The following is a 20,368-nucleotide window of genomic DNA, read 5'->3' on the forward strand; positions in this document are numbered from 1 at the left end:
CCACTGGAAGCGCGCGGGCACCGTTCTCCTGCTGCCGGCTTCGCCAAGGGCTTACGGACACTCGACACATTCCTGGCAGATGCCGTACCCGTCGGGGTCGTCTCCCATTGGGCGCTGACAATACGAGCACCGCATGCTTCCCTTCACAGCGCATCTTTTGGGCTCAGGCGGGATTATCTCGACCGCCTCCTGATCCAATTCCACGGTGTCGGTTTCCATCTTTTTCCTCCGATGCGACCGGCAACGTTTACAGGCGCGCGAGCAGCAAGATATCGGTGCCGCCGGCGTTCGATCTCGACGCGTTCTCTTTTGCAGATGTCGCAGATGTCATCGAATTCGGCGCCGGCAATGCCGGCGACGCGGATTGTCTCGCGGTTGCGCACGACGGTCGGCTCGCTGCCGTCGATCACTGCCCCCATCGCGAGTTCCGGCTCCCGGGGTACCCCGATCTTGCGCACTAACTAGCAGAAGGTCGAGGGGGCGCGCCGAGATGGCTTGCGACCTCGGCCGCGACAGGCACGGCCCACGTGGCAGCGCGAGCACAACGACGTCTTCGCCCCGAAAATGTTCGAGCGCCTTCGCCAACTGTTTTCCAGCCTCAGTACGGTTCGAGAAACGCACGCGCCTATCTCCGTTCCTGTTCGACTTCGCGCTGACGGCAGTAGTGACCGAACCACTCCGCTGCGGCGGCGGCCACCGCATCGAGCGCTCCCGGTTCCGAGAACAGGTGGGAGGCGCCCGGAACAATCTGCAGCTTCTTGGAACCGGCAAGCATCGCCAAGGCTGCCCGGTTCAACCCGAGAATGTCACGATCCGATCCCCCCACGATTAGGAGCGTCGGCATCCTGACCTCTTCGAGCGCCCCCGCGAGGTCCGGGCGACCGCCTCGCGAGACCAGTGCAGACACCTGGTCGCCGAGCTCGGCCGCCGCTTGAAGAGCCGCAGCTGCGCCGGTGCTCGCGCCGAAAAGACCGATTGGCAGCCCTCGAGTCCAATTGGCAGTCGAGGCCCACTTGCATGCACTAACCGTCCTCTCGGCCAGAAGCGGGATATCGAAAACATTGGCGCGATTTTCAGCTTCCTCTTCACTGAGGAGGTCGAAAACCACGGTTGCAAACCCCTGCTCCCGCAACGCTTCCGCAACATAAACGTTGCGCGCGCTGTTGCGGCTGGAACCACTGCCATGAGCGAAAACGATGACTCCGCGCGGGTTTGGCGGAAGGCGAAGGCGACCCGGCAAGCCGTGCGGCGCGATCTCGATATCGATGACTTCGGATCTGTTGATTGTTGTCTGCGCAGTGCCGGATGTCATGGCTCGCCTCTTCAAGAAGGAAATGCGATGGCTTCACAGAAACAGTTGCAGTGTTGCACAACGTCGCAGAATGACTTTGATCCTGCTCAATCCACGTCGGCAACGGCTGCCAATACGAGGGCAAGGAACGGAGAGAGCCGCACAAGCCCATGTCGGCGCGTCGTAGCGATGCGCTCAGCAAGCCGCGACAGACGATCTTTGACCATAATCAATGCTGCCCGCCCGCATTCCGGTCATTCTTGGTTTGAGGAGAAGGAGGCGGTAATGGCAGCGGGTATCGACATCGGGAGTGACAAACAGCGGTCGTCGCCGAACCTTGCTGACTATGACGCAGTCCGGCATGGCTTTGTCTGGCCCACGCCGGAGGAGACTTTCGGTCGCCGCGTTGACGCGCCCGGCTGCTTCAATATCGGCTACGAAGCGACCGATCACCATGTTGCCGCTGGACGTGGCCGGCGTATTGCCGTGCGCTCGATCGCTGCGGAAGGTCTGGCGACGACATTGACGTATGCAAGGCTTGCGGAAGACAGTGCCCGTTTTGCCAATGCGCTCGCCGATCTGGGGATTGTGCCGGGCGAACGCGTCTTCACCCTTCTCGGTCGCGTGCCGGCACTTTACATCGCTGCCCTCGGAACCTGGAAAAGAGGTGCCGTGTTCAGTCCCCTTTTCTCCGCCTTCGGCCCGGAGCCGATCAGGGCGCGCATGCAGATAGCGGAAGCGAGGGCGCTTGTTACCACTGCGCGACTGTTCGAGCGTAAGGTGAAGCCGGTACTTGGTGACCTGCCGAGCCTGAAGACGATCATCCTGGTCGGCGGCGGCGATGGTGGGGTGGATTTCGATTTGGCGCTCGCCGGACAGCCGAACACTTGCGACATCGCCCCAACCCGTGCAAATGATCTCGCAGTCATCCATTTCACCAGCGGCACCACGGGGCGGCCGAAGGGAGCAATGCACGTGCACGGCGCGGCCGTCGCCCACAAGCTGACGGCGGCCTACGCGCTGGACCTGAAACCGGACGACATCTTTTGGTGCACCGCCGACCCCGGCTGGGTGACGGGCACCTCCTACGGCATCATTGCGCCGCTCCTGATCGGCTCTACGCTCATCTCAGACGAGGAGGAATTCGACGCTGAAAGATGGTACGTCAATCTCGAGCGTGAGCAGGTGACCGTCTGGTACACCGCCCCCACGGCGGTCCGCATGCTCATGAAAGCCGGCAACGACCTACCGCAGCGGTACGACCTCAGCCGCCTACGCCTGATCGCCAGCGTCGGCGAGCCGCTCAACCCCCAAGCGGTGATCTGGGGGCGCGATGTCCTGAAGCGGCCGATCCACGACAACTGGTGGCAGACCGAGACGGGCGGCATCATGATCTCCAATTTTCTGTCGATGCCGATCAGGCCGGGCTCCATGGGTCGGCCGGTTCCAGGAATTGAAGCGGCTGTGGTGAGGCGTGAGACCTCCGGTGCCGTGACTTTTGTCGAAACGCCGGGCGAGCAGGGTGAACTGGCGCTGAAGGCGGGATGGCCGTCGATGTTCACCGGCTACCTTCATGAGGAGGAACGCTATAAAAAGTGCTTCGTCGATGGCTGGTATCTCACGGGCGATCTCGTTAAGCGCGACACCGACGGCTATTACTGGTTCGTCGGTCGCGCGGACGACGTCATAAAGTCCGCCGGACATCTGATCGGCCCTTTCGAGGTCGAAAGTGCTTTGCTGGAGCATCCCGCCGTGGCCGAGGCCGGCGTGATCGGCATTCCGGATCCGGTTGCGATGGAGGTGGTCAAGGCGTTCGTGGCGCTTCGCCCCGGCTACACGCCCGACGAAACCTTGCACAAGAATCTGCTCGCCCATGCCCGCAAGCGGCTCGGGCCTGCCGTCGCGCCCCGCTATATCGACTTCTGCGGCAGCCTTCCGAAGACCCGGTCCGGAAAGGTGATGCGGCGGCTCCTGAAGGCTCGTGAGCTCGGCCTGCCTGAAGGCGACACCTCGACGCTTGAGGTGGAGAAATGAGGAACATAGCTGATGATCGCGTCCACCTGACCCGCGAGCATGCCTTCGAGCTGTTGCGCCAGATGACGCGCATCCGCCGTTTCGAGGAAAAGTGCGCCGAGCTCTATACGCAGGAGAAAATCCGGGGCTTCTTGCACCTCTACATCGGCGAGGAGGCAAATGCCGTCGGTGTGATCTCTACGCTTTCGGAAGACGAGGCCATCGTCGCAACCTATCGGGAGCATGGCCATGCCCTGGTGCGCGGCCTTCCGATGAACGAAGTGATGGCCGAAATGTTCGGAAAGGCGGCCGGCTCCAGCCGCGGCCGCGGCGGTTCCATGCATATCTTCTCCGCGCGCCACCGCTTTTTCGGCGGCAACGCGATTGTCGCAGGCGGGCTGCCGCTCGCCGTCGGCCTCGCACTCGCCGACAAGATGGTGGGAATCGAACGGGCGACCTGCTGCTTTTTCGGGGAGGGAGCGGCCGCGGAAGGCGAATTCCACGAGTCGCTGAACCTCGCAGCCCTTTGGCACCTACCGGTGCTCTTCGTCTGCGAGAACAATCTCTATGCCATGGGCACGGCCCTTGCCCGGTCGCAATCCAACCCTTCCATCAGCGAACGCGCCGCCGTCTACGGTATTGAATCGGAAGCGGTCGACGGGATGAATGTCGTGGATGTCGAAGCGGCGGCGCGCCGCGCCGTTCATGCTGTTCGCCGGGGCGAGGGTCCGCGCTTCATCGAAGCCATGACCTATCGCTTCCGCGCGCACTCGATGTTTGATCCAGATCTCTATCGCGAGAAGGCGGAGATCGAGGAATGGAAGAAGCGGGATCCAATCATGCTGTTCGCTGACTGGGCCTTGTCCGCCGGTATCCTTCACCAGGACGACCGACAGGAGATCGAGGCGGGTGTCGCGCAGGAAATCGACGCTGCCGTCGCTTTCGCCGAAGCGGCGGATTGGGAGCCGGTCGAGGACCTTGTGAAAGACGTCATCTCGCCGCCGGAGACCGTGCCATGACCACACGCCGCATGACCTATCGCGAAGCCGTGCGGGAAGCGCTGCGAGAGTCCCTCACCAGGGACAAGCGCGTCTTTCTCATGGGCGAGGACGTCAACCGCTATGGCGGCGCCTATGCCTGTTCGCTCGGTCTGCCCGCCGAGTTCGGCGACGAGCGCATTCGCGATGCGCCGCTCTCGGAATCCGCTTTCGTCGGCGCTGGTATCGGAGCCGCTCTCGGTGGCATGCGCCCGATCGTGGAAATCATGACGATCAATTTCAGCCTGCTGGCGCTCGACCAGATCGTCAACAGCGCCGCGACGCTCCGGCATATGTCGGGCGGACAATTCTCGGTGCCGATCGTCATCCGCATGGCGACGGGTGCCGGACGCCAGCTTGCGGCGCAGCACTCGCATAGCCTGGAGGGCTGGTACGGCCACATTCCCGGCATCCGGGTTCTGGCGCCGGCGACCGTCGCCGACGCGCGCGGCATGCTCTGGCCCGCCCTGATGAATCCCGATCCCGTGGTCATCATGGAACATGCGACGCTCTACAATGAAGAAGACGAACTCCCGACCGAAGGTGACATGTCCGTCGATATCGGCAAGGCGGCGAAGCGACGCGAGGGCGCCGATGCGACCGTGATCGCCCACAGCGCCTGCGTCAAGAAAGCACTGGACGCCGCGGACATGCTCGCCAGCGAAGGCATTAATTGCGAGGTGATCGACCTTAGAATCCTGCGTCCGCTCGATGATGAGACAATCATCGCCTCGGTCAGGAAGACGCATCGCGCCATCATCGTCGACGAAGCCTGGCGCAGCGGCAGTCTTGCGGCGGAGATTTCCAGCCGCATCACAGAGCAGGCCTTCTACGATCTCGATGCCCCGGTGGCGCGGGTCTGCGGCGCAGAGGTGCCGATCCCCTATCCGAGGCATCTCGAACTCGCGGCGCTTCCTCAGCCGCAGTCGATCGCCGCTGCCGTCAGAAAGGCGATGCGACGATGATCGAGTTCAAGATGCCGTCGCTTGGCGCCGATATGGAAGCCGCAACACTGGTCGAATGGTTCAAAGCGCCGGGCGATCGCGTCGAACGGGGCGACATCATCGCGCTCGTCGAGACGCAGAAGGGCGCGATCGAGATCGAGGTCTTCAATGAGGGCATCATCGGCGAGCAGCGGATTCAGCCGGGACGAAAGGTTCCTGTCGGCACCGTGCTTGCAACGATCGTTGGCCCCGCGGAAGAGGAAGCATCTATTCCCGCCGTGAAGACGACCAAGCCGGTCGAACCGAGACCACAAGAGCGACTCACGAGAGCTGAAGAGGCGCCGGCCCCGGCAACACCGCCTTCCTTGCGGATCACGCCCGCCGCACGTCGGCGAGCCGCCGCCCTCGGCATATCGCCAGAGAGCTTGGCCCCCGGGTCTGACGGCATCATCGGACTTGCACAGGTGCCCACGGGTCCTGAACGAGCGCACCGCCGTGGGGCAGGCCTCGACCTCGACGAGATGCGCAAGGCGATCGGTGCTGCCATGGTCCGCTCCCACCGCGATATTCCGCATTACTGGGTCATGCACGCGATCGACGCCACCCCGCTCTTCGAATGGCTCGAGACACAGAACGCCATTCGTCCGATGGAAAGACGGCTCCTTTACATCGCACCGCTGATGAAGGCAGTGGCACTGGCGCTGAAGCAAGTGCCGGAGCTTAATGGTCATTATAAGGATGGCGTCTTCCGGCCGTCGCCAGCTGTGCATATGGGGCTTGCGACCGCGTTGCGCGGCGGCGGGCTGATCGCACCGGCGATCCGCGACGCCGATTCAAGAACCGTCGACGAACTGATGGACGTGATCGCCGAGCTTGTGCCTCGGGCTCGGCTCGGCCGGCTGCGCAGCTCCGAGATGACCGACGGCACGGTCACCCTGAGCAATCTCGGCGAAGGTAATGCCGACAGTGTCTTTCCGCTCATCTACCCGAACCAGGTGGCGATTGTCGGCTGCGGGACAGCATGCCCTCGCCCCTGGGTCGTCGGCAATGCCGTAGCCATTCGCCAAGTAATCCAGGTGACGCTCGCCGGCGATCACAGAGTGAGCCACGGTCGGCATGCGGCTCAGTTCCTCACCCGCCTGTCCGAACTCCTTGCACATCCGGAGGGTCTATGACCGATGCCGAGCTCTCCGACCTCGTGGCGAGGTCCCTCTATGCAGTTGCTCCGGATGTCGAAGGCGAGCCCATAGATCCGAACAAGTCGTTTCGTGCGCAATTCGAGATCGACTCGATGGACTTCCTGAACTTCGTCATCGGTCTGCACAAGGCGACAGGCGTCGAGATCCTCGAACAGGATTATCCGGACCTGCAAACGCTTTCGGGCGCGGTGGCCTTTCTGCGTCAGAGGCTGCCGTGATCCGGTTCCAGCCTGCACTGGCACGCCAATCGTTTTTGACAAATCCTGGGCGTTCTACGCAGTCGGGTGCCGGTTGTCGCAACGGCATCGAGCAGGCGCGAGAGCCGCACCTCCCCTTCCGGCCCGTCAACCTCGGCGGCCACGCTGGCGGTCCCTCGCCCGGTACGAACGAACTGATCGTAAAATGACGCCAAGTCAATCTCGCGCATGCCTGCCCTGGCCGGCCGAGGCCCGATTTCATCCTCGACGGTTACGGTCAAGACCCAGCCGTCGGAGGCCGGTACCGGAGCGATTTCGAGCGTGGCAACAGTTGCGATTTCGGTCAGGTCCTCGCGCTCCTCATCTCCAAGGCGCGCGTCGTCAAGAGGGATCGCCCGGTGCTCGGACGTCCGGCTGGCGGCGATCCGGAACTTGCACGGTGTGGCGTGATCCTCGTCAGTGATCCAGCGGACGATCTGCTCCGGGTCGATATCGACGGCATAGGGCTCCATCTCCGATATCCTCCAATCAAGCGGGGGTTTTGCGACGGGGTCGTTCCCAACTCCTGTAGCATTTGCCACCTCCCCTATGAGACATCTTCAAAACGGTAGCAGGCCTCGGGCAAGGCTCAATGATGCGGCTCAAAGCTGAGCAGGTTCCATAAAGTGTCCCACGGTTTTGCGATCAGAACCTGCGGCAAACAAACGAATCCAAGCCGCCGACAAGCGCTACGATCCGACCTCGATCTCGTTGATGACGTCATCGACACTGAATACGAACCAGGCATCCGCCTCGGCGGCGGCGCGGATCGCTTCAGTTTTCGTCCATCCGGTCAGGCGAACGACGCGGCGGCGAACGCCGACCCGGACCTGCGCAGCATCGACCAGAGGGTCCTTCTCCAGCGCCAGACGCACGGCCTCTTCGACGAGGATCGGTGCATCCTGTTCCGGCGGCGTGACGGCAATTCCGTTGATGACGTCGCGACTACCCGGGATCCACCATGCCAACACGCCCGCGAGCCGCTTCGAGGCGAGGCTTGCGAGCGCCCGTTGAGCGTGACGACGCCATCCTGGACCTCGAACGCGATCTCGCCGTCTCTCGTGGCGCCGCGGACCTCCCTGGCGCCCTTGCCATCCCACTCGGTGATGCGCAGCCCCTCGAAAGCTGGCTCCCGTACCAACACCTTTCGCAGGTGATCGCGAATGCCGTTGTCGCTCATCGGGACCGCAGGCCGCACGCGAATCCGGTCGACGAGGCCGTTGAGGTCGGGTATCGCTGCAACGCGCTCGAGCGCTAGCCGCTTCTGCGCCACCGTTTCGACCTCTCCCTCAAGGAGTGCCGCCCCATCCGGCTCCATCCGAATGAGGTCGAGCTTGAAAGTGGGACCGAGGCGCGGTTCGCTGCGCAAGGCGGCAAGCGCACGCCGGACCAGCTCCGAATTCTCCATGGCATCCTCCCGGTTCAGCGCTCGTCCTCGCGCGCCCCAGCTCGTCGGACGTCAAATCCTCAGCTTTCGAGACGGCATTCATAGAGGGCCTTGACGAGCTGATCATGCAGATCCGGATTTTCCACGATCATTGCGACCAATTCGGCGATGTCGCGCGATTCAGCATCCGACAGGCCGCGCTCGAAGGTCTTCGCCGAGAGGTTCCCCTGCCCGACGCGCATCAGCGCGTAGAGCTCATAGAGCGCCGCCCCCGGAAGCCGGTTGATCGCAGCCTTGAGAAAATCGCGTTGCGACGTACCAACGGGAAGGTCCTCCAGGCCGAGGCTCGCCAATGTGTCGTGGTCGCCGCGCGACGGCTTTGGCTCAGCGAAATCCTCCTCGGGGACGTTGCCAAGCAGCGCGTCACTCTCTGTGCGAGCGGCTTTGGCCAGCAGGGCGATGAAGCGCACCTGGGAAAGGTTCAAGACCGTCAACATTGTTCCGTCCACCTGTAATCAGGAGCGTGGCAGCAGGGTAGCGTGCAGCTGATCGCTCGATTGGTTAGACCGGGACGCGTTCGGCAAGCCGTACGTACTTCATCCCGTCTTAATCACGTCGCGCGCCTTGCGGCCACAGGCTCCTCAAGGGCACTGGCAGTTGATCGATCACCTTTGCAACCGCGCCGGGGTCGAGTTCCTTGAAGATCACATCGAAAACGCCCGTCGCGACGGTTTTGGCATCCATCCCGAACTGAGGAGGAAGCTCCCGGGCTATACGCTCGCAAAATTCGTCAATGGAGTGCTCGTCCGTCGGCTTTCCCGCCAGTCGCCAGCCTTCGAAATAGAGTCCACGAATGACCATCGGGAACTGCGCGCCGAGATGGACGGCATCCTCCGGGGCCAGCCTGTCGCGCATCGCGTGAAGCGTAGCCCTGAGCGCGCTGTAAGCGTGTCGCCGTCCTTCGAAATGCAGGCGTTCAGCCACTGCCTTCAGCCACATATTGCCTTCCTGGATCGTATGATCGAAGCTCGGATGTCCGCTTGCCATGAGTTCCTCCTTTGCCCCAGGATTGGCGTGCTGTCATCGGGCCGGTCCAGACAATGGCTCGGATCATATGCCCGCCGCCCTTTTCGGAGCGACAAGGGTCAGGATGCAACGAATGCCGCCGCGCCGCATTGATGTGCGTCAACGGCGATCGAGCATTCGCCCGCCGGCTTGCGATTCAGCCGTGCGACGGGAAGACGCGGTCTCACCATCCGTGGTCGTCCTGGCTGTCTGGCCACCCGTCCGAAGTAGCGGGGGAAAGTCCTGCGCAGTGATGGTTTCGTGCTCGAGCAGCAGCATTGCTCCGGCCTTGAGCTCCCCCATGCACCCCTGCAGTATCGCCTTGGCTCCTTGGTAGGCGTCGTCGATCATGAAACGCACCGCAAGATCGATTTCGCGCGCGGTCGCTTCGGAATAATCCTTCTGCCGTGGCGCAACGGGACCATCGCCAAGCCATTGCAGCCTTTGCTCTTCGAGCACAACCTGACCAACCTGCGGGCTCATGCCAAAGCGCACGACGCTTTGCCGCGCCACATCGGTGGCCTTGGCAAGGTCATCCGCCGCACCGGTCGAGACCTCACCATAAATAAGCTCTTCAGCCGCCCGGCCGGCGAGCAGGGCTGCCATGCGCTCCTTAAGTTCACTCGACGTGATGAGGAAGCGGTCATCGGTGGGGCGCTGCAATGTGTAGCCAAGCGCCCCAATCGAGCGGGGAATGATCGACACTTTCTGCACCGGATCGGTCTTCGAGAGCTTCGAGGCGACCAATGCGTGACCCATTTCGTGATAGGCGACCCGCTCGCGTTCGTCGGGCTTCAGCACGCGGCTCTTGCGTTCCGAACCGGCGACGATGCGCTCGACCGCGTTGTTGAAGTCCTCGATCGCCACCCGCTCGGCGCCGCGTCGCGTCGCGACGATCGCGGCTTCGTTCACCAGGTTGGCAAGATCGGCGCCGGTGAATCCCGGCGTCATGCCGGCGATCTCCTCCACAAGCACACCGTCCGCGATCGCGATAGTAGCCATATGGACCTTAAGGATTGCTGCCCTGCCGTTTCGATCCGGGCGATCAATGACCACCTGCCGGTCGAAGCGGCCTGCGCGCAGAAGGGCTGGATCAAGGATCTCCGGACGATTGGTGGCAGCCAGAAGCACGATGCCGACGCGCGGGTCGAAGCCGTCGAGCTCGGCCAGCAATTGATTGAGCGTCTGCTCCTTCTCGTCGCCGCCGCCATAGCCGGCGAAGGGGCTGCGGGTGCGACCGAGCGCATCGAGTTCGTCAATGAAGATGATGCAGGGAGCGGCCTGTCGCGCCTGGTCGAAAAGGTCCCGCACGCGGGCGGCGCCGACGCCAACGAAGAGCTCGACGAATTCCGAGCCGGAAATCGAGAAGAAAGGCACCCCGGCCTCGCCTGCAACCGCGCGCGCCATCAGCGTTTTGCCCGTGCCGGGTGGCCCGACGAGGAGGATCCCTTTGGGAATATGCGCGCCGAGGCGGCTGTATTTCGCCTGGTCCTTCAGGAAGGCGACCACCTCCTGCAACTCAGCCTTCGCCTCGTCGACGCCAGCCACATCGTCAAAGGTCACACCCGTCTGCCGCTCGAGATAGACCTTGGCCCTTGACTTTCCGATATTGACGAGGCCGCCACGCTCGGCGACGCCCTGAAAGAGCACGAACCAAAGTCCCAGGAAGACAAACAACGGGAAGATCCAGGAAAGCAGCGTCATCGCCCAATTGCTGTCGGTCCCGCCGGACACCTTTGCACCGGCCTTCTCGAAGACCTCGGCCAGCGAAGGATCGACACGATGCGCGACGAAGTACTTCTTCCCCTCCTCCGGCTGCTTGAACTCTCCCTCAATCAAGGACTCTGTCACGACGACCGACGCGATCCTGCCGTCCTGCGCCGCCTGCAAGGCATCGGAATAGCTGAGCTGCGCGACGTCGCGATAGCTCAGCCAGAATTCAAAGGTTCCGATCAACAAGAGTGCGACGAGCACATAGCCGAGATTGAAAACCCATTTCCTATTCATCGGCCGGCTTCCGGTTTCGTTCGATGCAAACGAGCCTTTCATGCCTTACCGCGCGCCGCCTTGACCCGCGTCAAACTATGGACACGGCGCAAACTGGATCTGGGTCGCAGAGCTCTTTGACGAGCGTCAAGGCCTTCCACCGAGAATTGGCCGAGACTTTGCCAAAATGGAGCAAGTGCCATGACCAAGCACATTCTTGTCGCAACCGATGGATCCGACAAAGCCCGAGAAGCCGTGGCGATGGCGGCGAACATAGCCAAAGCTCTCGGAGCAAGACTCACGATCCTTCACGTCATCCTGCATGGGCTGAGGGCCGAGGAGGCGAGCCGCCTCGCCGAGCCAGAGCATCTCGTCCGCTGTGTGTCGGCCGTGACTATGCCGCAATTGGAGCGAGTTCCCAGCTCGATGGGCGAGTTTTTCCGTGCCTCGCAAGGCGACATCGGAGAAATGGTTTCGGTCTTGGGTGACCGTATTGCCGAGGATGCTGCGGATATTGCCCGAAGGATCGGCGTCAGCAGCGTGGAGACGCGCGTCGAGCCCGGCGTCTACGCTGAAACAATCCTTAAGGTCGCTGAGGACGTCGGTGCGGACATGATCGTCGTCGGAAGCCGTGGGCTCGGGCGGTTGAGGGGTATGCTGGTCGGAAGCGTGTCGCAAAAGATCATCCAGCATGCACATTGTTCCGTCATGGTGGTACGCTGAACATCCCGACCAGGCCCTGGAAGTTGGAAAACGATCACGAAGCCATAGCCATGGCTCCGTCGAGCGACTGACCGCAAAGTTATGAAGAGCTTCGTATCATGCCGGTAACCGCGCTTTTCACCGATCTCTATGAACTGACAATGTCGGACGCCTATCATTCGCTTGGCATGGACGAGATTGCCGTCTTCAGCCTGTTCGTGAGAAAGCTTCCACCGGAGAGAAATTTCCTTGTCGCCTGCGGGGTCGAAGAGCTTCTGGATGACATCGAGGGATTGCGCTTCGACGAGGATGATATCGCCCATCTCGCTTCACTTGGCAGGTTCAGGCCGGAGTTCCTGAATTGGCTAAGGTCCTTTCGCTTCAGTGGCGAGATTTTTGCTGTAGCTGAGGGCACCCCCGTATTTGCCAAGGAGCCGATCCTGGAGGTCATCGCCCCGATCGCGGAGGGACAGTTGCTCGAAACGCTCATCCTCAATCAGATCGGTTTTCAGACCGTGATCGCGTCGAAAGCAGCTAGGATCGTCGAGGCCGCGAACGGTCGGGCCGTCGTGGACTTCGGAAGCCGGCGCGCCCATGGTGTGGACGCCGCCGTCAAGGGAGCACGTGCTGCCTATCTTGCCGGAGTGTCGGCCACATCGAATGTGGAGGCAGGCCGGCGCTACGGCATACCGGTCGCTGGTACGGTCGCCCATAGTTTCGTTCAGGCTTTCCCAAACGAGATGGAGTCGTTTCGGTGCTTGGCCGAGCTCTTTCCTCAGACAACATTGCTCGTTGACACCTACGACACGATCGCTGGCGTCCGGACTGTCGTGGACCTTGCCAAGAGCATGAAGTCTACTTTCAAGGTGCAGGCCATAAGACTGGATTCCGGCGACCTGCTCGAACTGTCCCGACAATCAAGACAACTCCTAGATGAGGGCGGGCTGCAACACGTGCAGATCTTCGCCAGTGGTGGCCTCGATGAATGGAGCATCGAAGGTCTCTTGCGTGCCGGCGCGCCGATCAACGCGTTTGGTGTCGGCACGGACATGATGGTGTCGCCAGACGCGGCCGCCCTCGATATCGCCTACAAGTTGACGGAATATGCCGGCTTTGGCCGCATGAAGCTTTCTGCGAACAAGGTCACGCTCCCCGGGCGCAAGCAGGCCTTTCGTCACATACGCAACGGCGCCGCGGTTGGAGACACCATTGGCCGCAGCTATGAGGACTTGAGCGGACGACGGCTTCTTGCGCCTGTCATGACGGGAGGCCGGCGAATTAGCGCGCGCAAGTCATTGGCAGCCCTGGTGGATGAAACCCGCATTCGAGTCTGCGAGCTTCCGCCAGCCTTGCGTGCGCTGGAGCGGGCCGCGCCTCCCTACTCGATTCACATCAGCAGCGATCTCGCCGACCATGAAACGCAGACGCGCCGTCGTCTTGCTGCCTCGCGGTTGTTTCCACACCAACCACCAAAGCCGCAATACTTGTGTTGACGCCTTCCCGATCGGCGCTCAGTATGACCAGCTTCGAAAGAGCGCCTCGATGGGGTTGCCATGCACGCCTTTATCTTGCGCCACAACATCGCGCGATTTAAAGCACTCCTCGAAAAGGAAGGTCACGAAGCTGATCGTCGCATCCTTAGGGAACTGTTGGCGAAGGCTTTGCGCGATCAGGCTGTTCTTGAGTCACAGCACGAAGGCTTCCAAGCCGACCTGGACCTCACGCAAGCAGCCGTCCAACGTATGATTTTTCGAGACAAGGTTTGCCGCCTCTCGGGAGCCGTATTTGCTATTCGACCCTCGCAAAGGCCTGCACATCGTCGACATCAACGAGGCTTATGGAGCGGCCACCATGACATCCTCAGCGAAGATTGCTGGCTCTCCCCTGTTCGCGTCTTTCCGGATACCCCTGAAGACCCGATGGCTGACGGCGTCAGCCATCTCTTCGCATCACTAACGAAGGTCGCTGAACGCGGCATTGTCGACGCAATGCCTATCCAGCGCTACGACGCGCGGAACCCGGAAGGCTCATTCGTGACGAAATTCTGGGAAACCGGTCAACAGGCCGATTTTCGATACCGAGGGTAGATTGGTCTATCTGCTTCACCACGTAGAAGATGTCACGGCTTTGGTGCAATCGCGCACCGCCTGAAGGCGATGCGCGACCAACCTCAACGAAATCGATGCGGCACTAGACTGCTCTCACGGCGATCTTCTTTTCACTCTTTTGAGCCTCCGGTGTCTTCGGAAGCTTGAGCTTCAGCACGCCTTTGGTGAAAGTTGCCTCGATCTTGTCGGGATCGACGCCATGAGGAAGCTGGAATCGCCGTTGGAAAGAGCCGAAACGGCGTTCGGAAAGATAATAGTCCTTTTCCCGTTCCTCCTTTTCCTCCTTCTTTTCGCCCTTGATCGTCAGCGTTCCGTTTGACAGCTTGACCTCGATATTCTTCTCTTCCAGCCCCGGCAACTCGGCAGATATCTCGTATTCCGTATCCTTTTCGACGAGATCGACGGCCGGTGCGATCTGCCACTCTTTCCCTGTGAGTGACGGCATCTCGAATCCGAGCAACGAGCGACTGAAAGGAACACTCCACGCGGCCGGCCGAAAAGTCTCGAACAGCTTGTCGATCTCGCGGCGCAGACTTTCCAAGGGCGACCACATATCCTCTCTGGCAGCGGGCTCCCTCTTTTCGGTCTTCACGGGCAACTTGGTTTCAATTTTGGCCATAGTGAACTCCTCCCGGTGCATGGTGGCAACCACTCGCCGCCGGACGGTACCGGCCGGCAATGACTGATGAAACGCCGATCGTGGCGCAATCACATTGACGCGGATCAACGCCGCGTTTTTCCCGCCAACGGACGTGAGCTTCTTGGCGCTCGGCGACACGGAGACCAAACATTGATTCATATTAAGGACCGGGGGCGCTCCAATATGAGCCAGGCCGCCTGTGTTCCGTTTCGCGCGAACTTCGCGTCGGTTATCCGGCTCTCGCCAGCCGACACTCCCCGAAGGCTTTCGAGAGGAGCGCTCGAAAGCGGCAATTGACGCCACTCAATGCCGGTTGCGCGCTGCGGCATATCCTGCCGACAGCGAGAAAACGAGGGAAGTGCCGCTATGGCAGCGTTCATCATGTTGACGCGCCTCAGCCATCAAGCGATGCAGTCGCCGAAATTGCTCGAGAGCCTGAGTCACCAGATCGCCGAGCATATCCGCCGCGAATGCCCTCAGGTGCCTTGGAAGGCAAATTGTATCGTCCTCGGCCCCGCTGACTACCTCGACATCTTCGCGGCACCCGATAACGCCACTGCAACCAAGGTCGCGACTACCTTCGGCCACGCGACGACGGAAATCTGGGCCGCCACGGAATTGGAGCAATCCATTCAGCTTATACGCGAGCTGCCGCCGTCGTTTGTCGTGAGTCCCTGAAGGAGCGGGACACCGTGGAGTGAATTCGCCGCTCGTGACCTTCCCAGGCTACGCTCCTTGGCGGTTCCGGCTTTACCAGCTCACCGAGATCCGGCTCTCCGCAGCGGGCAAGCATGGAGATGCGTACTGCGTCGCGCAGCCGTAGAATGGACTCGAATCCCGAACCCGATGGCGCAATCGGCTCGCCGATCTCGATGCTCAGCGGCAAATGTCTTGGAAACCATTGGTCGGCGCGAAGCATCGATCTTGTTCCGCGGATAGCGCCGGGCAGAATCGCCAGACCGTCTTCCGCCGCCACCTTGAACGCCCCGAGGTAGAAGCCTGAGAGGCCGGCTCTACGGGTGAAGGTGCCCTCTGGAAAGAAAACCAGCACCCGGCCCTTACGCGCAAGCTCCGTCAATGCCTCGGCGTCCTGCAGGCTACCTGTAACGTCGTAGCGTTCCACGAACGGAATACCGAGGCGCCGCAACAGCGGCCCTGCGATGAATTGCTCGGCCAACTCTCTCTTGGCAACGATCGCCGGCTCGCCCGGAAGAACGGCAGCGAGGAGGAGCGCATCCACGTAACTCGAATGATTGAAGACGAGCATCGCGCCTCTGCCGGGGATGCGCTCCACTCCGTCTGTGGAGACCGACACGCCCATGGCGGCAAGCGCCGCACGCGCGATCCATCTGACGACTCGCCAACGCCAAGAAAGGCGCGGGACGATGAGCACAGCGAGAGACCCGGCCAGACATGCAACACTGAGAACCGTCCACCACCAAGCCGCATACAGCGTCTCCCGGAAGACTCGTGCCAGGCGTCGCGCCTGCGTGCTGGCACTCAAGAGCATGAGCCGCGTGTATTGCAACGGAACGGTGGGCCGAGCAGAGCCCATGCGGCCGCTCTCGTAGAGCGCTTTCGCGGCGCTGCGACGGATCTTGCCGCTCGATGTTTTTGGCACCGAGCGTGGCGGCACCAGCACGACTTCATCGGCCGGCGTGCCGGCAATGTCTGACGTCACCTCGATAATTCGTGCCTGCAGTGATGCTCGCGAAACCGGGTCGGTCTGTAGGGTCTCTGCAACGACGACGATGCGCTCGGTGCCCGAGACCCGATCCGACGTGCCGAAGGCGACGACCCCTCCCCTGCGGATTCCAGGGACAAGGGCAACTGCCTGCTCGATCTCGTGCGCATAGAGATGGCGACCAGCTCGAATAATGATGTCCTTGACGCGTCCGGTCACGAAAACATCACCTTTGGCCATGTACGCGCGATCGCCACTATCCAGCCAGCCGTCATGGAAGAGCGCGCGGGTCTTTTCATCGTTGCGGAAATAGCCGGCCGTTGTCGAGGGACCACGGAATTCAAGTCTTCCCTCGCGTCGGTCGCCGCACTCATGCCCCGCGTCGTCGACGATACGGATCTCGTGGCCGGGCAATGGCTGGCCACAGGCGACGATTTCAAGCGCCATGGCGTCTTGGGGGGTGGCGATCTCGGCCACGCCGTCGATGAGAGGCGGCCGCCCCAGAGGCGGAAACGCGAGACCAACTGAACATTCCGCAAGTCCATAGACTGGAGCCATCGCGGTTGCAGGAAAGCCGTAGCGGCCGAACCGCTCGACGAACCTCCACAGGGTTCTCGCGCTCACCGGCTCAGCACCATTGGCGACCATCCGTAGCGAGCTGAGATCGAGCCCCTCGACGTCAGCATCGGCAATCTTGTTGAGACAGATTTCGAAACCGAAATTGGGAGAAGCGGAGAAGGTCGCCCGGTAGTTGTGTATCGCCCACAGCCAGGCTTGCGCGCTTAGGCTGGTCACTTCATCCTGCAGTACGGTCAGATGCACGCGGTCGGGATGTCGTGCCGCATGCCACTCGAGGGCCTCCACCAGCGTCCGCGCCTCAGTGGCGGCCGGAACGGCAGGCAGAATTGCAGCCGCCCGGGCGCCGGGGAGGACCCGTTCCGCCATAGGTTGAGCCCGCTCTAGGGCCTCCGCAAGATCAAGAACGGTTTCGGCCTCGGCGACAGTTTGAGCGGATAGTCTGACGCGGAACGCCCGCTCGATCCGCAAGGCCAGCTCAGTGCGGCCGAGGCTGTCGATACCGAGATCGCGTTCGATGCTACTGGTGGCGCGAACGTTGATGAATCTGGCACGCTGAGGATACAATTCGCGTGCAAGGTCAGCCACGATCGCGATTACATCGCGAGTGCGCGAACCCTGCTCCTCAACTGAGGCGGGGGCTAAAGGCTGCCCAGTTTCCATGGACAAGGACAATAGCCTAACGCGCTGGCTTCGCATTGATGCATTTCAAAGTCGGACTTTGATTTGCCTCAAGGCTGGAAAGCCGGCCCCGGATCATCTTCATACAATGACGGTCCACAACGCCGATATCGCTGCTCTGTTCAATCGAATGGCAGACCTGCTCGAAATCGAGGCTGCCAATCCGTTCCGTATCCGCGCCTACAGGCGGGCGGCGTCCACCATCGAGGACCTTCCTGAGAATGTCGCACAGATGATGGCGGAAGGACGCTCCCTCTCGGACCTGCCCGGCATCGGCGAAGACCTTGCCGGCAAGATCGCCGAGTTCGTGGAGACCGGCCATTTGAAATCGCTGGAGGAGGTCGAGGCACGCACGCCCTCAGCTCTTGCCGCATTGACGGCGATACCCGGCCTCGGTCCCAAGCGAGTGCATGTGCTGCATCAAAGCCTCGGAATTACGACACTCGAGCAACTGGCAAAGGCGGCACGGGAGCACAGGGTCAGAGAACTACCCCGCTTCAGCGCTGCTATCGAAACCAAGATCCTCGATGAGATTGCAAAGCACCGAACCGCCGAAAAGCGCTTCAAGATCTCGACCGCCGAGGATTTCGCGAGAGGCTTGGTAGATTACCTGAGGTCCGCTCTGGGCATCACCCAGACCTTAGTGGCCGGCAGCTTTCGACGCCGGAAGGAGACCGTCGGCGATCTCGACGTCCTCGCCACCTGTGCCGATGGTCCAGCCGCGATCGAGCACTTCGTAGCTTACGACGAGGTCGAGACGGTGCTGTCGAAGGGCCCAACCCGATCGACAGTGCTCCTGAAGGCCGGCATTCAGGTCGACCTGAGGGTTGTTGCAGAGGAAAGCTATGGAGCGGCCTTGCACTATTTCACCGGCTCGAAAGCCCACAATATCGCCGTGCGGAAGAGGATCCAGGATAAAGGCTGGAAGCTGAACGAATATGGCATCTTCGACGGTGAGAAGAGAATTGGCGGCCGCACCGAAGAGGAAGTTTTCCGGGCTGCCGACCTGCCCTATATCGAGCCCGAACTGCGCGAAGACCGCGGCGAGATCGAGGCGGCCCTTGCCGGCAAATTGCCCCGCCTGGTCTGGCTGCAGGACATCAAAGGCGACCTGCACACCCATACGCGCGCCTCGGATGGCAAGAGCGAGCTTGCCGAAATGGCCGCGGCCGCTCAGGCCCTCGGCTACGAATATCTGGCCGTCAGCGACCATTCCAGACATGCCACCGTGGCACACGGGCTCGATCCGAAACGCCTGGCGGCTCAACTCGATGAGATTGACAAGCTCAATGACGGATATGATGGTTTCCGGCTGCTGAAGTCTTGCGAGGTCGACATTCTCGCCGACGGCAAGCTCGACCTGCCAGATAGTATCCTGAAACGACTCGACTTCACTGTCTGCGCCGTTCACTACCAGTTCAACCTTGGCATCGAGGAACAGACGCAGAGAATTCTCCGTGCGATGGACAACCGCTATTTCAATATCCTCGCACATCCGACCGGGCGGCTGCTCGGAGAACGGCCGGGCTATGCGGTGGATATGGACCGCATCATCTCGGCCGCCAGGGAGCGCGGCTGCTTTCTTGAGGTCAACGCGCATCCGACGCGCCTCGACCTTGATGACGTCCATTGCCGGCAAGCCAAGCAGATCGGCGTGAAGCTGGCGATCTCCACGGATGCGCACTCGACCATGGGTCTTCGCGCAATGCGCTACGGCGTCGACCAGGCGCGGCGAGGCTGGATCGAGGCGGACGACGTCCTGAACACGCGCTCCTGGGGAGAGCTTAAGAAGCTGCTGTCGAGAAGAGGCCTTTGAGGCTTCATCATTCCGCCGACTAGTTCCCGGCCATGTCGAAGTTCATTGATGCCGATCAACAAGCGCAAGCGGGTTGCGCGTAAAATCAGTGCAATTGCGAAGTAACCGAAGATTGAGGCACGGACTGTGGATGATACTGCACGCAGAGATCTCGTCGAAGGACTGTTGCCCCTTGTGAGGACGGCCGGAGCTGCCGTCCTGAGATCGCGAAACGCGGGTCTGGCAACACACCTCAAGCACGACAAGTCGCCCGTTACATCCGCGGACATCGGAAGCGAAGCAGTCATCCGACGGGGCTGCTCTCTTCTTTTCCCGGCTATTCCGATGATCAGTGAAGAGCGGGCGCCCGCTCTCGAATCGAGCTTTGAGATTCCACCCCTCTGCTTCCTCGTCGATCCACTGGATGGCACCAAGGAGTTCATCGCCGGGCGTAGCGAATTTACAGTCAACATAGCGCTCGTTGAAAACGGCGTAGCGACGGCCGGTGTGATCTTCGCCCCAGCCCTTGATCGGCTATATGTTGCCGCTGGTCCGCGCATGGCGTTCATGATCGATGAGAACGGCCGCCGCATCAGGCTCGACGGAATGCCCCACGATCACTCTCATCCGATTGTTCTCGCCAGCCGTTCTCATTTGGATGAACAGACCGCGGCGCTCGTTGCTCAATGGCAACCCTGTATTATCAAGCAGCTAGGCTCTTCCCTCAAATTTGCCTTAATCGCCGCCGGTGAGGCCGATGTTTACCCTCGACTTTCACCAACGATGATATGGGACAGTGCCGCTGGTCAGGCTTTGATCGAAGCTACCGGTGGCGTGGTGCTTCGTCCAAACGGTTCTCCGCTCGTCTATTGCGGCAGCCTTATAAATCGGGGCTTTGTTGCCGCACGGACGCGATCTCTCGCAGCAAAGGCGCTGGCGTCGATCGATTCCGAGCGACAGGCGAGATTGCCCGTTTCCAATCCCCTGACCGAGGAAAGTTCCAGACGATGAAAGCGAGGTAGAC

At 61.3% G+C, this 20,368-nt stretch carries 20 protein-coding genes; 12 read left to right on the forward strand and 8 right to left on the reverse strand.

What is annotated here, in order from left to right; all coding sequences use genetic code 11:
* Positions 1-625 precede the first annotated feature (625 nt).
* Complete coding sequence (locus N181_RS22935) at positions 626-1,312, reverse strand: dienelactone hydrolase family protein (protein ID WP_014857823.1); 687 nt, start codon at positions 1,310-1,312, stop codon at positions 626-628.
* A gap of 264 nt (positions 1,313-1,576) precedes the next feature.
* On the opposite strand from N181_RS22935, the gene acsA reads away from it, so the two are divergent.
* Genes acsA through N181_RS22960 form a run of 5 tightly spaced genes read left to right on the forward strand, consistent with a single transcriptional unit; the run spans position 1,577 to position 6,702 of the window.
* Positions 1,577-3,325 (forward strand): acetate--CoA ligase, encoded by a 1,749-nt coding sequence (gene acsA, locus N181_RS22940; RefSeq protein WP_014857825.1) that lies wholly within the window; start codon positions 1,577-1,579, stop codon positions 3,323-3,325.
* Positions 3,322-4,323, forward strand: a complete 1,002-nt coding sequence (pdhA, locus tag N181_RS22945) for a pyruvate dehydrogenase (acetyl-transferring) E1 component subunit alpha (protein ID WP_014857826.1) — start codon at positions 3,322-3,324, stop codon at positions 4,321-4,323. Before acsA ends, pdhA begins: the two co-directional genes overlap by 4 nt.
* Positions 4,320-5,306, forward strand: a complete 987-nt coding sequence (locus tag N181_RS22950) for an alpha-ketoacid dehydrogenase subunit beta (RefSeq protein ID WP_014857827.1) — start codon at positions 4,320-4,322, stop codon at positions 5,304-5,306. Before pdhA ends, N181_RS22950 begins: the two co-directional genes overlap by 4 nt.
* A complete protein-coding gene (locus tag N181_RS22955; RefSeq protein WP_014857828.1) occupies positions 5,303-6,460 on the forward strand; it encodes a dihydrolipoamide acetyltransferase family protein in 1,158 nt (385 codons plus the stop codon). The genes N181_RS22950 and N181_RS22955 overlap by 4 nt, the downstream gene beginning before the upstream one ends.
* A complete protein-coding gene (locus tag N181_RS22960; RefSeq protein WP_014857829.1) occupies positions 6,457-6,702 on the forward strand; it encodes an acyl carrier protein in 246 nt (81 codons plus the stop codon). Before N181_RS22955 ends, N181_RS22960 begins: the two co-directional genes overlap by 4 nt.
* Here the strand turns inward: N181_RS22960 and N181_RS22965 are convergent.
* A complete protein-coding gene (locus tag N181_RS22965) occupies positions 6,687-7,193 on the reverse strand; it encodes a hypothetical protein (RefSeq protein WP_014857830.1) in 507 nt (168 codons plus the stop codon). The two genes, N181_RS22960 and N181_RS22965, sit on opposite strands and share 16 nt — an antisense overlap.
* 216 nt (positions 7,194-7,409) lie before the next feature.
* Positions 7,410-7,688 (reverse strand): BON domain-containing protein, encoded by a 279-nt coding sequence (locus tag N181_RS34125; protein ID WP_048655417.1) that lies wholly within the window; start codon positions 7,686-7,688, stop codon positions 7,410-7,412.
* Positions 7,689-7,717: 29 nt separating this feature from the next.
* Between N181_RS34125 and N181_RS34970 the strand changes: the two genes are divergently transcribed.
* The gene (locus N181_RS34970) at positions 7,718-7,978 is read left to right on the forward strand and encodes a hypothetical protein (protein ID WP_048655418.1); all 261 of its coding nucleotides are present in this window, start codon (positions 7,718-7,720) and stop codon (positions 7,976-7,978) included.
* 209 nt (positions 7,979-8,187) lie between these two features.
* On the opposite strand, the gene N181_RS22980 is transcribed toward N181_RS34970, so the two are convergent.
* The 3 genes from N181_RS22980 to ftsH all read right to left on the reverse strand — a co-directional run bounded on the left by N181_RS22980 (position 8,188) and on the right by ftsH (position 11,179).
* A complete protein-coding gene (locus tag N181_RS22980; protein WP_014857832.1) occupies positions 8,188-8,604 on the reverse strand; it encodes a DUF3775 domain-containing protein in 417 nt (138 codons plus the stop codon).
* 109 nt (positions 8,605-8,713) lie between these two features.
* Complete coding sequence (locus tag N181_RS22985) at positions 8,714-9,154, reverse strand: DUF2267 domain-containing protein (protein WP_014857833.1); 441 nt, start codon at positions 9,152-9,154, stop codon at positions 8,714-8,716.
* A gap of 138 nt (positions 9,155-9,292) precedes the next feature.
* Positions 9,293-11,179, reverse strand: coding sequence for an ATP-dependent zinc metalloprotease FtsH (gene ftsH, locus N181_RS22990; RefSeq protein WP_080579809.1), 1,887 nt, complete (start codon positions 11,177-11,179; stop codon positions 9,293-9,295).
* Positions 11,180-11,359: 180 nt separating this feature from the next.
* On the opposite strand from ftsH, the gene N181_RS22995 reads away from it, so the two are divergent.
* The 3 genes from N181_RS22995 to N181_RS34975 all read left to right on the forward strand — a co-directional run bounded on the left by N181_RS22995 (position 11,360) and on the right by N181_RS34975 (position 13,947).
* Complete coding sequence (locus tag N181_RS22995) at positions 11,360-11,881, forward strand: universal stress protein (protein WP_014857837.1); 522 nt, start codon at positions 11,360-11,362, stop codon at positions 11,879-11,881.
* 98 nt (positions 11,882-11,979) lie between these two features.
* Positions 11,980-13,353, forward strand: coding sequence for a nicotinate phosphoribosyltransferase (locus N181_RS23000; protein ID WP_015633509.1), 1,374 nt, complete (start codon positions 11,980-11,982; stop codon positions 13,351-13,353).
* 60 nt (positions 13,354-13,413) lie between these two features.
* Complete coding sequence (locus N181_RS34975) at positions 13,414-13,947, forward strand: hypothetical protein (RefSeq protein WP_234885935.1); 534 nt, start codon at positions 13,414-13,416, stop codon at positions 13,945-13,947.
* 103 nt (positions 13,948-14,050) lie between these two features.
* Here N181_RS34975 and N181_RS23010 read toward each other — a convergent pair whose 3' ends face one another.
* Entirely contained in the window at positions 14,051-14,587 is a 537-nt protein-coding gene (locus N181_RS23010; protein ID WP_014857839.1) for an Hsp20/alpha crystallin family protein, read from the reverse strand.
* Positions 14,588-14,974: 387 nt separating this feature from the next.
* On the opposite strand from N181_RS23010, the gene N181_RS23015 reads away from it, so the two are divergent.
* Positions 14,975-15,286, forward strand: coding sequence for a GYD domain-containing protein (locus tag N181_RS23015; RefSeq protein WP_015633514.1), 312 nt, complete (start codon positions 14,975-14,977; stop codon positions 15,284-15,286).
* On the opposite strand, the gene N181_RS23020 is transcribed toward N181_RS23015, so the two are convergent.
* Positions 15,246-17,531: a 1-acyl-sn-glycerol-3-phosphate acyltransferase gene (locus tag N181_RS23020; protein WP_234885936.1), complete on the reverse strand. Its 2,286-nt coding sequence runs from the start codon at positions 17,529-17,531 to the stop codon at positions 15,246-15,248. The two genes, N181_RS23015 and N181_RS23020, sit on opposite strands and share 41 nt — an antisense overlap.
* A gap of 106 nt (positions 17,532-17,637) precedes the next feature.
* Here N181_RS23020 and polX point away from each other — a divergent pair, with 106 nt between their 5' ends.
* A complete protein-coding gene (gene polX / locus N181_RS23025) occupies positions 17,638-19,365 on the forward strand; it encodes a DNA polymerase/3'-5' exonuclease PolX (RefSeq protein ID WP_037456668.1) in 1,728 nt (575 codons plus the stop codon).
* A 174-nt stretch (positions 19,366-19,539) separates the two neighbouring features.
* Entirely contained in the window at positions 19,540-20,355 is an 816-nt protein-coding gene (locus N181_RS23030) for a 3'(2'),5'-bisphosphate nucleotidase CysQ family protein (RefSeq protein WP_015633515.1), read from the forward strand.
* Positions 20,356-20,368: the final 13 nt, after the last annotated feature.

Origin of the sequence: Sinorhizobium fredii USDA 205, assembly GCF_001461695.1 — a bacterium.
GTDB classification, from domain to species: Bacteria; Pseudomonadota; Alphaproteobacteria; order Rhizobiales; family Rhizobiaceae; genus Sinorhizobium; species Sinorhizobium fredii.

Coding starts and splice junctions, on each gene's coding strand:
- N181_RS22935 (WP_014857823.1), bottom strand. CDS start 1,312: ATGACATCCGGCACTGCGCAGACAACAATCAACAGATCCGAAGTCATC.
- acsA (WP_014857825.1), top strand. CDS start 1,577: ATGGCAGCGGGTATCGACATCGGGAGTGACAAACAGCGGTCGTCGCCG.
- pdhA (WP_014857826.1), top strand. CDS start 3,322: ATGAGGAACATAGCTGATGATCGCGTCCACCTGACCCGCGAGCATGCC.
- N181_RS22950 (WP_014857827.1), top strand. CDS start 4,320: ATGACCACACGCCGCATGACCTATCGCGAAGCCGTGCGGGAAGCGCTG.
- N181_RS22955 (WP_014857828.1), top strand. CDS start 5,303: ATGATCGAGTTCAAGATGCCGTCGCTTGGCGCCGATATGGAAGCCGCA.
- N181_RS22960 (WP_014857829.1), top strand. CDS start 6,457: ATGACCGATGCCGAGCTCTCCGACCTCGTGGCGAGGTCCCTCTATGCA.
- N181_RS22965 (WP_014857830.1), bottom strand. CDS start 7,193: ATGGAGCCCTATGCCGTCGATATCGACCCGGAGCAGATCGTCCGCTGG.
- N181_RS22980 (WP_014857832.1), bottom strand. CDS start 8,604: ATGTTGACGGTCTTGAACCTTTCCCAGGTGCGCTTCATCGCCCTGCTG.
- N181_RS22985 (WP_014857833.1), bottom strand. CDS start 9,154: ATGGCAAGCGGACATCCGAGCTTCGATCATACGATCCAGGAAGGCAAT.
- ftsH (WP_080579809.1), bottom strand. CDS start 11,179: ATGAATAGGAAATGGGTTTTCAATCTCGGCTATGTGCTCGTCGCACTC.
- N181_RS22995 (WP_014857837.1), top strand. CDS start 11,360: ATGACCAAGCACATTCTTGTCGCAACCGATGGATCCGACAAAGCCCGA.
- N181_RS23000 (WP_015633509.1), top strand. CDS start 11,980: ATGCCGGTAACCGCGCTTTTCACCGATCTCTATGAACTGACAATGTCG.
- N181_RS34975 (WP_234885935.1), top strand. CDS start 13,414: ATGCACGCCTTTATCTTGCGCCACAACATCGCGCGATTTAAAGCACTC.
- N181_RS23010 (WP_014857839.1), bottom strand. CDS start 14,587: ATGGCCAAAATTGAAACCAAGTTGCCCGTGAAGACCGAAAAGAGGGAG.
- N181_RS23015 (WP_015633514.1), top strand. CDS start 14,975: ATGGCAGCGTTCATCATGTTGACGCGCCTCAGCCATCAAGCGATGCAG.
- N181_RS23020 (WP_234885936.1), bottom strand. CDS start 17,531: ATGGAAACTGGGCAGCCTTTAGCCCCCGCCTCAGTTGAGGAGCAGGGT.
- polX (WP_037456668.1), top strand. CDS start 17,638: ATGACGGTCCACAACGCCGATATCGCTGCTCTGTTCAATCGAATGGCA.